The 15,883-nt window shown below is 38.0% G+C and carries 13 protein-coding genes; 3 read left to right on the forward strand and 10 right to left on the reverse strand.

The window, feature by feature from the left end; all coding sequences use genetic code 11:
- The first annotated feature begins 102 nt into the window (after positions 1-102).
- Positions 103-1,569 carry a carbon starvation CstA family protein gene (locus GNP81_RS07120; RefSeq protein ID WP_005418947.1) on the forward strand — a complete coding sequence of 489 codons (1,467 nt, stop codon included), beginning with the start codon at positions 103-105 and terminating at the stop codon, positions 1,567-1,569.
- A gap of 133 nt (positions 1,570-1,702) precedes the next feature.
- On the opposite strand, the gene GNP81_RS07125 is transcribed toward GNP81_RS07120, so the two are convergent.
- From GNP81_RS07125 to thiK, 6 genes are all read right to left on the reverse strand, one after another.
- Positions 1,703-4,072, reverse strand: coding sequence for a cellulose-binding domain-containing protein (locus GNP81_RS07125; RefSeq protein WP_155673529.1), 2,370 nt, complete (start codon positions 4,070-4,072; stop codon positions 1,703-1,705).
- A gap of 390 nt (positions 4,073-4,462) precedes the next feature.
- On the reverse strand, positions 4,463-4,909 hold the full coding sequence (locus GNP81_RS07130) for a hypothetical protein (RefSeq protein WP_041941328.1): 447 nt from the start codon (positions 4,907-4,909) through the stop codon (positions 4,463-4,465).
- 9 nt (positions 4,910-4,918) lie between these two features.
- Positions 4,919-6,214 carry a DEAD/DEAH box helicase gene (locus tag GNP81_RS07135; RefSeq protein ID WP_146861434.1) on the reverse strand — a complete coding sequence of 432 codons (1,296 nt, stop codon included), beginning with the start codon at positions 6,212-6,214 and terminating at the stop codon, positions 4,919-4,921.
- Positions 6,215-6,380: 166 nt separating this feature from the next.
- Positions 6,381-7,670: an NAD(P)/FAD-dependent oxidoreductase gene (locus tag GNP81_RS07140; RefSeq protein ID WP_011261771.1), complete on the reverse strand. Its 1,290-nt coding sequence runs from the start codon at positions 7,668-7,670 to the stop codon at positions 6,381-6,383.
- Between the two features lie 362 nt (positions 7,671-8,032).
- The gene (gene ycfP, locus GNP81_RS07145; protein WP_146861437.1) at positions 8,033-8,584 is read right to left on the reverse strand and encodes an alpha/beta hydrolase YcfP; all 552 of its coding nucleotides are present in this window, start codon (positions 8,582-8,584) and stop codon (positions 8,033-8,035) included.
- 126 nt (positions 8,585-8,710) lie between these two features.
- The gene (gene thiK, locus GNP81_RS07150; protein WP_155673528.1) at positions 8,711-9,547 is read right to left on the reverse strand and encodes a thiamine kinase; all 837 of its coding nucleotides are present in this window, start codon (positions 9,545-9,547) and stop codon (positions 8,711-8,713) included.
- Between the two features lie 283 nt (positions 9,548-9,830).
- On the opposite strand from thiK, the gene GNP81_RS07155 reads away from it, so the two are divergent.
- The gene (locus GNP81_RS07155) at positions 9,831-10,574 is read left to right on the forward strand and encodes a class I SAM-dependent DNA methyltransferase (protein WP_012533103.1); all 744 of its coding nucleotides are present in this window, start codon (positions 9,831-9,833) and stop codon (positions 10,572-10,574) included.
- A 62-nt stretch (positions 10,575-10,636) separates the two neighbouring features.
- Here the strand turns inward: GNP81_RS07155 and GNP81_RS07160 are convergent, their stop codons facing one another.
- Entirely contained in the window at positions 10,637-10,975 is a 339-nt protein-coding gene (locus tag GNP81_RS07160) for a YggL 50S ribosome-binding family protein (RefSeq protein ID WP_012534078.1), read from the reverse strand.
- Between the two features lie 405 nt (positions 10,976-11,380).
- Here GNP81_RS07160 and tcpI point away from each other — a divergent pair, with 405 nt between their 5' ends.
- Positions 11,381-13,243, forward strand: a complete 1,863-nt coding sequence (gene tcpI / locus GNP81_RS07165) for a toxin-coregulated pilus methyl-accepting chemotaxis protein TcpI (protein ID WP_155673527.1) — start codon at positions 11,381-11,383, stop codon at positions 13,241-13,243.
- Positions 13,244-13,322: 79 nt separating this feature from the next.
- Here tcpI and lpoB read toward each other — a convergent pair whose 3' ends face one another.
- The 3 genes from lpoB to GNP81_RS07180 all read right to left on the reverse strand — a co-directional run bounded on the left by lpoB (position 13,323) and on the right by GNP81_RS07180 (position 15,816).
- Complete coding sequence (gene lpoB / locus GNP81_RS07170; protein ID WP_005418930.1) at positions 13,323-13,913, reverse strand: penicillin-binding protein activator LpoB; 591 nt, start codon at positions 13,911-13,913, stop codon at positions 13,323-13,325.
- 116 nt (positions 13,914-14,029) lie between these two features.
- On the reverse strand, positions 14,030-14,419 hold the full coding sequence (locus GNP81_RS07175) for a YcfL family putative periplasmic lipoprotein (protein ID WP_005418928.1): 390 nt from the start codon (positions 14,417-14,419) through the stop codon (positions 14,030-14,032).
- A complete protein-coding gene (locus GNP81_RS07180) occupies positions 14,419-15,816 on the reverse strand; it encodes a COG3014 family protein (RefSeq protein WP_063647397.1) in 1,398 nt (465 codons plus the stop codon). The genes GNP81_RS07175 and GNP81_RS07180 overlap by 1 nt, the downstream gene beginning before the upstream one ends.
- Positions 15,817-15,883 lie beyond the last annotated feature (67 nt).

The raw sequence follows: 15,883 nt of genomic DNA on the forward strand, positions 1-15,883 counted from the left end.
AACCACTCACCTTTTTTGGGCGTGAACTCTTTACGCCCAACAGTATTATACGCAGCATCTAATTATAAAATTTACTTAGCTAACTCTTACAAGGAATAGATTATGCTTTGGTTTTTAACTTGTGTTGCAGCTCTTATCGGTGGTTACTTTCTATATGGTGCTTTTATAGAAAAAGTGTTCGGTATTAAAGTAGACCGCCAAACTCCCGCTCATACAAAAACAGACGGTGTTGATTACGTTCCAATGTCGACCCCAAAAGTATACTTAGTTCAACTTCTTAATATTGCAGGTGTCGGCCCAATTTTTGGCCCAATCATGGGTGCCCTTTACGGCCCTGCAGCTATGTTATGGATTGTGCTAGGTTGTGTTTTTGCAGGCGCAGTTCACGATTACTTCTCAGGTATGTTATCTGTTCGTAATGGTGGCGCTTCTGTACCAAGTATTACTGGTAAATACTTAGGTAATGGCGCAAAACACTTTATGAATGTATTCGCAATTGTACTGCTGCTTCTTGTTGGTGTGGTATTCGTATCAGCTCCGGCAAGCATGTTAACTAACCTAATGAATGACCAATTTAATTTAGGCATTACCATGACCGCAATGGTAGTTATCATTTTCGCCTACTACATTATTGCGACAATTGTTCCTGTAGATAAAATCATTGGTCGTTTTTACCCACTCTTTGGTGGCCTACTCATCTTCATGTCTGTTGGTCTTATTTCAGCGATTGCGATTTCTAGTGACCATTCAATATTAGGTGGTTACGAACCAAGTCAAATGTTCACCAACATGAACCCTAATGATTTGCCATTATGGCCTGCGCTATTCATTACCATTGCTTGTGGTGCTATCTCTGGCTTCCACGCGACACAATCGCCATTAATGGCTCGTTGTATGGAAAATGAAAAGAACGGTCGTTTCGTATTCTACGGTGCGATGATCGGCGAAGGTATTATCGCTCTTATCTGGTGTGCTATCGCTCTGTCATTCTTTGATGGTATGGAAGCACTTCAAGCAGCGGTTGCTAACGGTGGCCCAGGTAATGTGGTATACAGCTCTGCATTTGGTCTATTAGGTACATTCGGTGGCATCATTGCTTTCTTAGGTGTGGTAATTCTACCAATCACTTCTGGTGACACAGCATTCCGTTCAAGCCGTCTAATCCTTGCTGAATACTTCAACATGGAACAAAAAACATTACGTAACCGTCTACTAATGGCACTACCACTGTTTGTTATCGGTGGCATTCTAACTCAAGTAGATTTTGGTATTATCTGGCGCTACTTCGGTTTTGCTAACCAAACGACTGCGGTAATGATGCTTTGGACAGCAACGGCTTACCTAGTTCGTCATAACAAACTACACTGGATCACAACCGTTCCTGCAGTATTTATGACAAGTGTTTGTATTACTTTCATTCTAAACAACAGCCAACTAGGTTTTGGTTTACCAATGACGCTATCAACGATTACAGGTGTAGTATCAGCGGTAGCCATTGCAGCTCTTGTAATTATTAAATCAAGAAACAGTGGCGAAGTTGATTCTGAAGAAGAAAGCCTTCAATCTTAATAATCAATCAGGTTAAATAAAAAATCCCCATTAATCATTATTAATGGGGATTTTTGTATATTTAGTACTTACCCTTCTCACTTCTTAAGCGTTCAACACCTGCTAAATACAATGAGTAAACAGGATTGACTATTTATTGTGGGTTAAGACCTAATTTTTGTAATACTAATTTGAAGTTATCTTGACGCTCTTTAATGTTATGAACATCGCCAGTAGAACACGTCGTATCAGGACAACCACGGTTTACAATACCAGAAACATCATCTATAAATTGAGTCCCTTGCAAGCCGCTATCTACGTACTTTTTCAGCTCGTTATAGTAATTCCAATCAGCATATTGACCGCCTACATCATTATAAGCTTGTACTGATGTTACCCAGTAGAACAAACCTGCGATCCACTTGATTTCTTTACTCTCTTCAGAGCTACAGATCAAACCTGGGTTTGAACAAAAATCAAGTTCTGCATAAAGTGGATTTACTGGTGGGGCTTCTACCGTTACACCATCAATTGTTGTACCAATGGTGTCTGGGTCAACGTGTGAACGTCCTAAGTAGTGGTTAAGTGTACCGAAGTTTTGACGGCCCGTTGTTTGGATAACTCCACGTCCCCACCAACCACAGCCTTCAACACTTTCTTGGCTACTACCATCCCAAATAAACGTACCTGCTTTTTGGCCAACGTAGATTTTACATTCATCACGTTCCCATACTTGCTTCGACGTATCTACTTTTTCAGGCACTTCATTACAGTGACCGTTATTTGTCCAACGACCTGCATGGCCATTTACCAATAAACCACGCTCTTCAAGTACCGCATCTGGAGCAGCGAAAACAGGCGCAGGAGCTCCATACCATTTAGCATGAGTTAAAGCGCTTACTTCCATCTTATTATCACGAGGACATGAATACGCATAATCTAACCCTGAAACAGGGTTCACACCGTAATCCGCATACTTCTGGCCAAGTTGACCGCAACTCGCTGTCATCGGGTAATCCGTTGGTGCACCATATTTAATTTCAGACCAGTTGTTTTCATCACACGCATTGTAGCGAATGGTTTCTTGCATACTTTGTGCTAAGAAAGCGGCTATCGCTACTTTCGCGTATTTGATGTTTGTTTCATCATCAACGCCATCATTCATTAGCCAGAACTTATTGCCTGCAACACCAATGTTATGCATTGCATTCAAGCCATCTAAGAAATCATTCCACTTGTATACTGTTGATGGGATCCACTGAGATTGCGGTGTTTCATACAAAAATGCTTCATTGTCCATTGCATTTTCAGCAGCAGCTAATTGTTGGTTTAAAGCTTCAATACGAGTTAATGACCCTTTCTCTAGCTCTTCGCCTACATAGTACAATGGAATTTTCGCATTCTGATAACGCTCAATCTTAGCGGTTAATTCTTGGTTATCTTGATCAAATGTTAGTGCAAATACGTTACTGAATGCCGCTTTACGTAACTGAGACTTGCTAACTGAGTTCCCCATAAAATAATCTGCGGCTTGATTTGTTGGCATGTTAGCTAACATCACAGGAGTCTTAATGTAATCAGACACTTGTTTCACATATTCTAAAGCATTATGCCATTGGTCACTTGTTAGAGCCGCTGTTGTACTTGATTTAGTAAAGGCGACAAAGTCAGCTTTATTAATTGCATCTACTTTGTATAGATCTAATGTCGCCAGTAGATCAGCGCTAAATACTGACGCTTTATCCCACACGGATTGACGGCCAGAATGCGTATCGTATGCAAAATCACCAATACTCAATAACCAACCAAAGCTTGCATTAGGAGCAAGAGTGCTAAGGATTAAGTTGTGCGCTTGAGCCCAACCTTTTAAATCATCAGATAATGCATTGATAGCGGTAATATCAATATTGCTGTTTGTAATATTGATAGCGTTAGTCAATGCTTGTTTAACAGCGACAGCACCTAGAGACCCGCCTTTATCTTGAGTTGCAAGATCCAGCACATCAGAACTGATAATAAGTGATGCCGTACCTGCATTCTCAGCTTGTTCAATAACAGATACAAATGCACGTGTTAACTGATCAACATCAGCTAGCGAATCGCTATTGCTTGTCTGAATGGTAATAGTCGCAGGAGCTAATGTAGATGGACTCGCCACCACGAATGTATTTGGCCAGCCCGCGACTTCTAAACGAATAGGATCAAGAGGGTTTTGTAATGAAAGAACAGGTGCAGTACCAGGCTCTGAACCATCACAATTTAAATGAAGAGCCCATGAACTATCACTTCCTGGGATGCTTTGTGTCCAATAAACTGCTGAATAAGCGATATTTTCATGCACCATAATGTCACCATTTGTCGCATGATCTCCGCGAGTCCAGTCAGGATAAACATTGAAACTCTCACATAGCCCACCAGAAGTAACAGGATCAACATTGGTTGTTTGAATTACATCTGATGCATACACATAGCCACTAAGCATTGAACTCAATATTGCCAGAGTTATTTTATTTATTTTTTTCATAATTATTATTTCTTTCCATGTTTATATATTTCAACAAATCAAGTATCTGATTCTCTCGATTATTGACCATTGCACTCCGTGCAACTTTCTTCGAATCATTAGCTACGTATGTAACACGGTAAATTAGCCCTAACAATATCTCTGTGATTTATTAAATTGAATATGATTGATGCATCAAAGGAAATAGAAGTAATAAAAGTATGAGTGATTTATAAATGTGAAATGACTCTAAAGGTGAATTTCAGCCATTTTTTATTCTAAAATAACGATATATTCCGAAAGATAAATACATATACAGTTAATTTGAGAAAATATTCACTTTTTTCTTTAGATATAAAAAAAGGCTGAACGATTTCACGTTCAACCTTTCGTTTAGTGCTATTAAATCACTTATTTTTTCGCAGCAATCGCCGCATAGTCACTTAATAGTTTTGATAATACAGGTAACCAATTTAACGCATCAGTTGGTGGTTTAGCTAAGATTTTCTCAACTAATTCACAGTGTTGCTCTAAAGATACCGCTTCTTCTAAATTAAATAACATTGCATAAGTGTGCCATAAGATAAGGCGCATCATGCGTAAGCTATTTTGTTGTGCATTTTCAGATTCAGAAAAAGCGTGCGTCACTTCACCAAGCGCTACGGCCGCAAGACGTAACATCGCATCTAATTGCGCTGTTTGCATACGATCTTGATCCGTCGTTTCTTCTTGATCAAACGTAAAGATCTCTTGCATCGTCTCTTCTGGAACCATACGGCTAACGACACGATGGCTAAATTCTTCTAGCTCATGACGAGGCATAGTTACCAAACAAGAAAAAGTATAATCACGTTGCATAATTCAGCCCTACTTCTTCAATTTAGTAATACGTGCTTTATTTTGAATCACATTCTTCAAACGCATACGACGCTCAGCTGAAGACTGATCTTCATTTGGATTGTTTGTACGACCTTTACGATTTTTAAATGCCGATTTCGTGTTTACTTTATCAATGTAAGCATCACGGTTCTTAGGCTCATAACCCGGTTGTTCAACACGGCGAATACGCTGTTGAATCAATGTTTCAACTTGAACCACAGTTAGCTCTTCTTCACGACTAACAAACGAAACTGCATGACCTTTTTTACCAGCACGGCCTGTACGGCCAATACGGTGAACATAATCTTCTGCTAAGAAAGGCATGTCATAGTTAATCACGTGAGGTAAATCAGCAATATCAAGACCACGAGCTGCAACATCCGTAGCAACCATAACGCGTGCTTTGCCTTCTTTAAACTCTTCTAATGCACGACGACGAGCACTCTGTGCTTTATCACCATGACAAAGAACCGCTTTAATACCGTCCAGTTTTAATTCTTTTACGATCTCATTTGCTGTTTCTTTGTAGTTCACAAATACCAGCACTTGTTGCCAATTTTTACGACCAATCAGCTCAGAAAGAAGCTCTGTTTTACGCTCTTCATCTACTGGGTAAACAACGTGTGCAATGGTTGATGCTGTTGTGTTTTCAGGATCAACTGAGATACGTTTTGGTTTACGTAAAATATCACTCGCTAGCTTGTTCATTTGAGCAGAAGATGTCGCAGAGAACAGCATGATTTGTGGAGACGTATTTACTTCCATCATGATATTACGGATCGCATTAACAAAGCCCATATCTAACATACGGTCTGCTTCATCAAAAACCAAAAACTCAAGGTTAGCGATAGATACGTTTTCTTCTTCGATGTGTTCTTGAAGACGACCCGGAGTTGCCACCAAAATATCAACACCCGGCTCTAGAGCACGCTCTTGAGATGACATTTTTTTACCACCAAACACAGAGGTTACTGTCAATGATGTGTATTTAGTGTAATCAGCAATGTTTACTGCGATTTGCTCTGCTAGCTCACGAGTTGGAGCAAGGATCAACGCTCGTGCAGTACGACGAGTTGCTGATTTCTTAGAATCTAATAATTGTTGAATAACTGGTAATGCAAACGCAGCAGTTTTACCTGTACCCGTTTGAGCATTCGCCAGAATATCATGACCTTTACGTGCTAAAGGAATAGCCTTTTGTTGAATTGGGGTCAGTTTTTGATAACCACATTCAGTTAATGCTTTTACGATTTCAGGTGCAAAACCTTGAGATGAAAATGACATAAAGTGGATTCCTTAAGCAAACAGTCTATGTATTCATTATTAATTTAGCCGCGCATTATAGATGATTTACGGTGAGTTAGCGCACATTTTTTCATATTTAGGTACAAAAAAAGCAGAAACACCGGAGTATTTCTGCTTTTAAATCTATTTATGTTTATCTATTGGATTAATGTAGCTTCAAGTTTGGACGTAATACACGGTTAATACGACCAACAAGCATCATTAGTGCCGTCTTAAATACGCCATGAAGTGCAATTTGGTGCATACGATACAGTGAGATGTAAACAACACGAGCTATACGACCTTCAACCATCATAGAACCTTTGGTTAAGTTACCCATTAAGCTACCTACTGTTGAGAAGTTACTTAAAGAAACTAACGAACCATGGTCTTTATACACATAAGGTTTCATTTCTTGGTTTCGCATCTTGGCTACGATATTTTTAAACGCATGGCTTGCCATTTGATGTGCAGCTTGTGCACGAGGTGGAACAAAACCACCGTCAGCTTTTTCACACGAAGCCAGATCACCAATAACAAAAATATCATCATCACGTGTAGTTTGCAGTGTCGGCTTAACAACTAACTGATTAATGCGGTTAGTTTCAAGACCTGCAATGTCTTTCATAAAATCAGGTGCTTTAATACCAGCAGCCCAAACCATGATTTGCGCAGGGATCACATCGCCATCTTTCGTATGAAGACCTTCTGAATCTGCTTTTGTTACCATTGTTGCTGTACGAACATTCACACCCAGTTTAGTTAACTCGCTGTGTGCAGCAGATGAAATACGAGGAGGTAATGCAGGAAGAATACGCTCACCCGCTTCTACCAAGTTCACATTCAGTTTTGCCGAATCTAAATCACCAAAACCGTATGAACGAAGCTCTTTAACTGCGTTATGAAGCTCTGCCGATAATTCAACACCCGTTGCACCAGCACCAACAATCGCAATATCAACCGTCTTTTGAGTTGGATGTGCGTGCAGTTTCAAGAACTGGTTATTCATTTCTGTACGGAAACGGTGTGCTTGCTCTGGACTATCAAGGAAAATACAATTTTCACGAACACCCGGAGTATTGAAATCATTTGATGTAGAACCAATTGCAAGAATTAGGTAATCATAATCAATGTGACGAGTAGGAATAATTAAATCGCCATGTTCGTCTTTAATTTCTGCAAGAGTAATAAACTTCTTCTCACGATTAATATCGCACAAGCTACCCATTTGAAATTCGAAAGAGTGATTTTTTGCATGTGCACGGTAGCTGATAGCATCAACACCTTCATCCAGTGAGCCCGTTGCTACTTCGTGTAGTAATGGTTTCCATAAGTGACTTGCTTTACGATCTACTAATGTAACTTCAGCACGGCCCTTGCGACCTAATGTACGACCAAATTTTGTAGCGAGCTCTAAACCACCAGCTCCACCACCAACAATAACAATTTTAGTCATTACAATTATCCTCTAAAAAATAAAAAAGGTTTTAACCCGCACATTCGAATTAAAAAATTTGTGCTTACCTCACAATGCAATATCTAGATTGTCTGAAATGAGTAAGTCTTGAGGAAACAGCGTTCACGTTACGCAAAGTTGAGCAATATATGCTTCTTTTTGTTGTTTTTCGCATTATATATCTGTATTTCAGATGTTATCAAGCAGATATAGATGTTATGAAGAAGATTTTTTTAGAGGTGTAAATTAATTGATATAATTGAAAGGAAATGTAACATTATTTTAATTCTTTGGTTTAGATCAAAAAACCTCACGATAATGTGAGGTTTTTATTATGTTTCATTAGGTAAAGAGACGGTTGTTTAAATGAGAGTTTCCGCGTCTTTAAATGACTTCATCGCTTGAAGATGCTGTGAGATCTTCTTAAATTTGTGTGTTTCCTTTTCATCCCAAACAATTTGATAATAAGGTTCAAGCTCTGCAGCAGTGTCGCTGTTATCACGAATTTCATCATTTTTAGATAAAATACACAAACAGTTTGCTTTATTCTTCTCTCTGAACTTTTCTACACACTTAGTTGCAATGTCAGCATACTCTTCTGGGCGATCAATACGACCTTCCATATTCACTTCTGGATGCAGGTTCGGATTAAAAATCACTTGGCGAATACCACATAGGAAACCAATGCGCTCAGCCCAAAAACCACCTAAGCCCACACCACAAATAATAGGGTTTGGATCACCCGCTTGCTCTATCACTTTATACACTTCTTTAAGCAAATGCTGCATATCATGCTTTGGATGCAGTGTACTGTAGTTAATAAAACGGACATCTTCATCAATAAATTGAAGTTGAACTACTTTCTCATGATTACCTGGGCTAGTTGAGTCAAAGCCGTGAAGATAAATAATCATGTTTCCCCCTGTTCGGTATAAGAGTTTTCCATATAAGTGAATTTAATCTACCACGAAAACTGTGCTTTTAAATCTCTTAACTGAAGCAATACTGAGAACAGTGATCTACACTAGATTATTGCCAATTTATTTATAAATTGATGGAAGTAATTTTATTAATTTACACATTTCTCGTTCTGCTAACTCTTGGTAGCAAGTGTTTTTGAGTAACTGATGGCCTAATGAGAACCACAACACTCCCATAAAAGTAACCCACGGAGCCCAATGAATCACAGCTCGCCTCCACTCATCAATATTTAAACGACGTTTTTGACAATACAATGAAATAACATCATCCATATCAAATTGGTTAGCAATAATCATAGATGTGAGATCTTGGCTGGGGTCACCCATCGACGCGTATTCCCAATCGATAAGACCATAACCATCTTCTTTAACAATAATATTATATGCACCAATATCGTAATGGCATAAGCAATGAGAAAAGAAAGCTTGCTCATCTTGCTGGGAGAAATACTCAAAATACGCTTTCATCTCCGATGTTTGATTTTCTGGCGCAATTGAATTCCAATAATCAATAATTCGATCTTTTAAACTCATCGGCTTATTTTTTATTTGTTCACTTAACTTATCTAATGAAACTTGATGAACCGAACACAATAAATCAACAGCGACATCTTGAGCTTTATCTAGTGCAATAACCTCTCCGTCAAGCCACTCAACTAATAGCCCCTCTTCATTTGCTCCATATACGTTCGGAGAAAAAGATTCATCAGATAACGATTGTAGAATTTCATGTTCTTTCGCCCTATCCGCCCCCAAAATCTGTGCTTGTAGAGATATTGGACGCCAGACAAACGAGCCTTCCTTTGCTTCAACTTTCAAACACGCATTGGTTAATCCACCGCTTAGAGCAGAAACATGGGAAATAGTTAAACCAAATCCATTAAATTGTTTATCCATAAAATCTCGTTATATCAGTGAATTAGAATAAGCGTAAATCGAGTTTAACACATAGCCATAATAAGTTTGATCATGAGACAAAATCACTCACAAAAATGATTTTACAAATTGATTAACTTTATCTATTCAAACATTACAAATTGAATTATTATCCGCGCCCTACGCGTCTCTTCAGGCTTAACGCTTTGTCATTCCTTATAAGACGTTTTTTCTTTTATACCTCTCAAAATAAGCAGTTAATCAAACACTTAAAGTAGACTGGTGTTGTAATGGATAGGCTAAAATGTCCTCTAACGCTTTATATACTGATTTATCTGGCTATTACGATTTAATGTGTGCTGACATTGATTACCAATCACAGAGTAACTTTGTTCGTCGTATACACCAAATCTTTGGTAATCAAGGAAGAGATTATCTTGACTTAGCGTGTGGAACTGGCCCACATGTACATCATTTTATTAATTATGGCTACCAAGCAAGCGGTTTAGACATTAACCAACCCATGCTTGATATTGCTAAGCAGCGTAACCCTGATGCGAATTTTATTTTGCATGACATGAGTAATTTCAAAGTTGAAGAACCATTGGATTTAATCACCTGTTTTCTTTATTCCATTCATTACAATGCAAATATAGAAAAACTGAGTGAATGTATTGCAAGTGCTCATGCCGCATTAAAGCCTGAAGGTGTGCTTTGTTTTAACTCTGTAGCTAAAAACAAAATCGACAATCGTTCATTTGTAAAACACGCTGCAGAACATGACGGTAGCCAGTTTAGCTTTCAATCAGGTTGGAACTATTGTGGCGGAGGTGAACAACAGCACCTATTGCTGAAAATAGAAAAGACAACAGATGGCGTAACAGAAATTTGGGATGATAAGCACCCAATGGTTGCCGTTGATTTTGACCAATTAAAAGCCTTGCTAGAGCCATACTTTGATGTTCATATGTTTGAACATGATTACGAGAAAATCACACCACTTGAAGCCTCATCAGGCAATGCCATCGTGGTATGCGTGAAAAAATAGCACTCATAAAAAATCCGCCATTATCGGCGGATTTTTTTATTCTGATTTATTGATAATCAAAATTATAGATAGTTAGCATCAACTAAATCACTAACTTCGACTTTCTTCACTTCTGAACGTGCATCTAACCAATTTGCTACTGCTAATTGCTCTTCTTCTGTTACTGAACGGTAACGCTCTGTTGAACAAATAAAGCCTTCAAATAGCTCAAGACCACCGCCACCAAAGCACAAGTCAATGCTATTAATGTAGTCAATAAACTCATCCACGAATACATCATATTGATCGAAATCTTTAAATTCAGTAGTACAGCTCACCTCGAAACCAAGAATCGCAAACTCACCTAGGTACAGTTTTTTACGAATGCGGCGATTTTTGTTTTCTAACTTATTCAGTTTCATCGTTTTTCTCTCATTTGGTGGATGTAGTCTCTTTATACTCCTTTCGGCTCCAATACCCAAGCTTTGATTGAAAATAAATGCCATTAAATAAAGTTCTCTTCTCATCATAAGAAAGTTGAAATTTTGTCGGCATTATTTTTTCTCTTATCTAGTATTAACCTGCTTAAATAGGAACCGAGCACCATAAAAAATAAACCATTAAACAACAATGAATTAGAGTTAAATAATTATAAAAACCAAACAAATAGAGAAGTCTTATTTTCTTCTTTTTACATATAAAAAAGCATTAAGAAAACCCATTTATAAATAATTATAAAACCTTTTAAATGAGCGAAAATTTTAATTTCAAACCATAAAATAGCAGTGTAATGTGCGCAATCTATAACCATTATTAACCTTCAAAAAATGATTAAAAAAATAACTTTAATTTTCTGCTTAGTTATATTGATAACGCTTGCTTTAACACTTGTTGCATCAGGAAGTTTCTTAAAATCATATAAAGAAAACAACATGACGCATGCCAGTAAGATTGCACTTGATGTGACTCAAGCTAATTTTAATTCGGCAATAAATGGACTTTATGGCTCAATAAAATCCTTATCTGCCGCCTTAGAATTAAACCCAAATCAACCATTTGACGAAAAACTGATCTTAGGGAACATACAAAATATCGTTGAATCAAATGACGCATACAGAAACGTCATCTTAGCCAACCTTAATGGGGATGTTTTTTCCGTTTCAGCAAATGGATGGAATAAGAAGTTCAATGCGATCAAAGGTAATAGAGAATGGTTCAACTCTATTATCCTAGATAAAAAAGAAGCCAATATATCCGCACCTTATCGCTCAAACACTGGGAACTATGAAATCACAGCGAGCGCTCCACTTCTATTTAACAATCAAATCGTTGGAGTTATTGCTGTTGGGGTTAACTTAAACGCATTAATACCTAATAGCGGCATTGAATTCGCACTAACAACTCAAAGTGGTCATATTGTTGCTATTGATAACAACTCACCTGATTGGCTAAACAAAAATCTATTCGAAATTAGACCAGAATATAAAGGAGTGACAGACAAGCCAATGTTTATTGATGCTGGGGATAACGAGTATTTTAGTTTAACGAGATTACCACTTTCACATGATCTTATTGGTTACGTGTTCACAAACCAAACTAGCACCTTTGAAAATGCTCAAAATATCCGAACAGCGTTAATCAGTGTTTTAGTTATTCTTGGTTTGGTTTTGACTCTTGCTCAATTTATTGTGGTTCGTAAAGAGCTTTCACAGATCCCAAATGTAGTGAGCAATATTCAACTGATGGCGAGTGGTGATTTTACTAATCTATCCATTCCTAAAACAGGAAACGAAATTGATTTAATCACAGAATCATTAGAGAGCTTACAATCACGTATTTCTGGTGTAATGACAACAACAAACACCATTATGTATAAGCTATCTGAACATCAAGAACAAATCTCTGAGGTGACTAACAATAACGTTACGCGATCTGAATCTGAGCTACAACACATCGATCAAGTCGCTGCAGCTATTACTGAAATGGCTACCACAGCAAACGATATTGCCGCGAATGCACTATCTGCTGAAGGAGAGACGAGCACAACCTTAGTTCTTTCCTCTGATAGTTTAAAAACGTTACAAGAGTCCTCTTCTATCGTTGATCGCGTTTCATCATCGGTTAAAGAGTCATCTTGCATTATCGAAGAGTTAAAAATCCTATCAGACAACATCAGCTCAGTGGTTGACGTTATTGGTAATATTTCAGACCAAACAAACCTACTCGCTCTAAACGCTGCGATTGAAGCGGCACGAGCTGGTGAGCAAGGGCGTGGCTTTGCGGTTGTTGCAGATGAAGTGAGAGCTTTGGCGGTTAAAACACAAGATTCAACAGCCAATATTCAAACGATCATTGCGACTCTACAAACAGAAGCGACAAGAGCCGTTGATGCGATGGAAAACAACTTACAGTTAACCAACGATTTAGCGAAAATATCGGATAAAATTGAAGACGCATTCAACAATATTTCAGAGAAAGTAACTCTGCTTGTTGATATTAACTCATCAGTTGCGACCGCTTCTGAAGAGCAATCAATCGTAAACCAAAACATCGCACATAATGTGGAAGACATTAAAAACATGGTGGTCGACAACTTATCAGGTGTGACTCAAGCGATTGACTCAAATACAGAAATGGTTGCCTTAGTTGAAGAATTAAAAGCAGAAGTCAGCTTCTTCAAAGTGTCTTAATCAATATATTCAACGCAAAATAAAAGCCCTTCACTCAACGAGATGAAGGGCTTTTTTATGATTCTAAGTAATTAAGAGATTACCAACCTAGTAGGCTTTTCTCTTGTTGCTTACGGATTTCAGTTTCATCAGCCCACTCGATTAGACCTGTTTCTAAATCCATTAAACGCATTGTCATTTTGTAGTATACGTCTTTGTCGCTGCCTGCATTTTTCACGATGCTAGAAAGGTTGCCGTAAAGCATGTATTGAGCACCAACCATTTTACCAAACTGAATTGCTGTGTTTTGGTTTACTAGCTCATCATTGTTTTGGAAGTTAAGTTGTGAACGAACTGCTTCAACTCGATCCATATCTACAAAACGGAACTTACCAGAGTTAAGTAGTTTAGTGCTGATTGAATCTGTTACAGATTCAGTATCAATGTGTTCACTTGTTTTGTTTTTAATGCTTTCAACAAAAACAATTGGACGATTACCTTGAGTAATTTGAGCAACAGCACCAGAAGAAAGCATGCTCTCAGTCATCTCACCTGCGATTTTTTGTAAATCAGTTGAACCGAAATCTACAGTTGTTGTTTCAACAGCTTGAGCATCGCCATAGCTTACCTTGTTTGAACAACCGCCAAGTAATACAGCCAAGCTTAATAATGCAATAACACTTTTCTTCATTTTGTTTTTACCTCTAGTGAGTCTTTATCTTATAAAAGAAACCATACCCTTCTACATAAATAGCTGACCAAATAATGTTAATAAACAGTGTGGTCAACTATTCATAGAGATGAGTATCAATCTAATGTGCGAATTTGAACACGGAACTGAGTTGCTTCAGGCTTCATAGCCACAGATTGAATGCTCATTGTATCTAAACCACGAACAACAAACGTACGCCAAGGAGAGTCAGAACCGTTAACCTCTAAACCTTGTTCATCATACCAGTAAAAACGGTATTGAAGCTGTTGATCACCCGTAAATTTACTTGTAACTGACACAATACCACGCACCAAGCCATTATTGTCTTGTGTTGTGATCTGCTCTACCGATAAACGGTTACCCAATACGTTATCACCAAAGACAACTTTTTGAGTGCTGCTATCAACACTGATCCCTGCTGTTTGACTTGAACTACACGCAGCCAAAGCCAATGGTAACAAAAGTGCGATAAACCATTTTTTCATTATATTTCCCCTAATTGTTTATGCCACCAAGTGACGGCGTTTCCTTGTCTAGATGACCAGACGATAACGGTATGTCCTTCCTTTACTGTAAAGTCTAGTTCATTTCCTTGATATTGAATTTGATTCTTTCCGGGCTCAATACTCATACTTGTTACACTTATTTGTGCCGGTAGTGTTTGCCAGCTACGTGTATCAGGTTGTTCTGTTAATGTATTAAAGATAGTAAAGACCGCATTAACCAACTCTTCTTCTTTGCTGTTTCTTGATGTTTTTCTTAATTCATCTTTAGCAACAACACGTAAAGCTTGGCGGATCACCATTGCAGGAATGCGTTCATTAAGATCGTTCTTCGCCATTAATGTTACATCAGCAACTTGATCACTCGCTAACGACTTACCATTCACTTTTAGTGGCGGAAATACCTGACGTTTGGTGTTTTTATAGTAAGGCAATGCTAAATTATATTGAACAAAATTACCTTGGCTATCCCACATAGGTAAGCCCAATCGCCAATCAGACAATGGCGGTAAAATACCTTGTTCATCAATAATAATCACACGGCTATCAGAGCGTTTTGGTACTTGGTAAGCACCGTATTGCTTCTCTAACATTTTGATATCGTTACGCATACCCAGTTTACGAGCAACACGTTGAACCGATTCAATCACCGTTTTATTATTCGGCGCTACTGCTAACGCTCGTTTATAATCTATATAAGCATCATTTAAAGAACGATTGGTTTCATAAAGCAGACCTGAATAATAGAAAAGATAGCCATTTTGAACCGCAGCAAGTTGATTACCCACATCTGGATAATTAGCTAAAATAGCCCCTACGTTGGTTTTAACGCCCTCTTTTCTTGCTTCTTTTTCAGCTTTTTGTAAATCCTTTTCTCTGTCTCTTTTCGCTTGCTCTTGAATATAGTTCGCTTTACGAACCTCAACCAAAGCACCTTCTAAATCATTATTTTTTAAATAATTTAAAGACAAATATAAATGCAAGTAACCTAACTCATAATCCGCTGGTTTATAGTCAATTAAATTATCATTCGTGACTAAAGAACCCACTTGATTTGCTGAATCAGAAACAGAGATAGTCGCTTGATCACTTTGTACTCTTGCAGCTTGCTCTGCTACTTCAAAATCCGTTTTACTCTCCGCATATTGCTCGCTTAATAAAGCAATACGACCAAGCTCCATATTATCAAGAATTGGGCCACCCACTTCCTGCTCTTCAAGAGTATAAGCTTGTTTTGCTTCACCACTTTTCACTAATTGATAAACATCATTAGTTTGAGCTGAATAATGACTAAACAAATTGCCAACAGACATATTTGCGCAGCCAGAAAGCAGCAAAGCAAAAGTAACTATTGTGGATTTCTTCAATATTGAATTCATTATTATAAGAAACTCATCGTTGGAAAAGTAAGGCTCCACAAAAACAGGAGCCTATATATGATATCTA

Source organism: Aliivibrio fischeri (assembly GCF_009727955.1).
In the GTDB taxonomy this organism is placed as follows: domain Bacteria; phylum Pseudomonadota; class Gammaproteobacteria; order Enterobacterales; family Vibrionaceae; genus Aliivibrio; species Aliivibrio fischeri_A.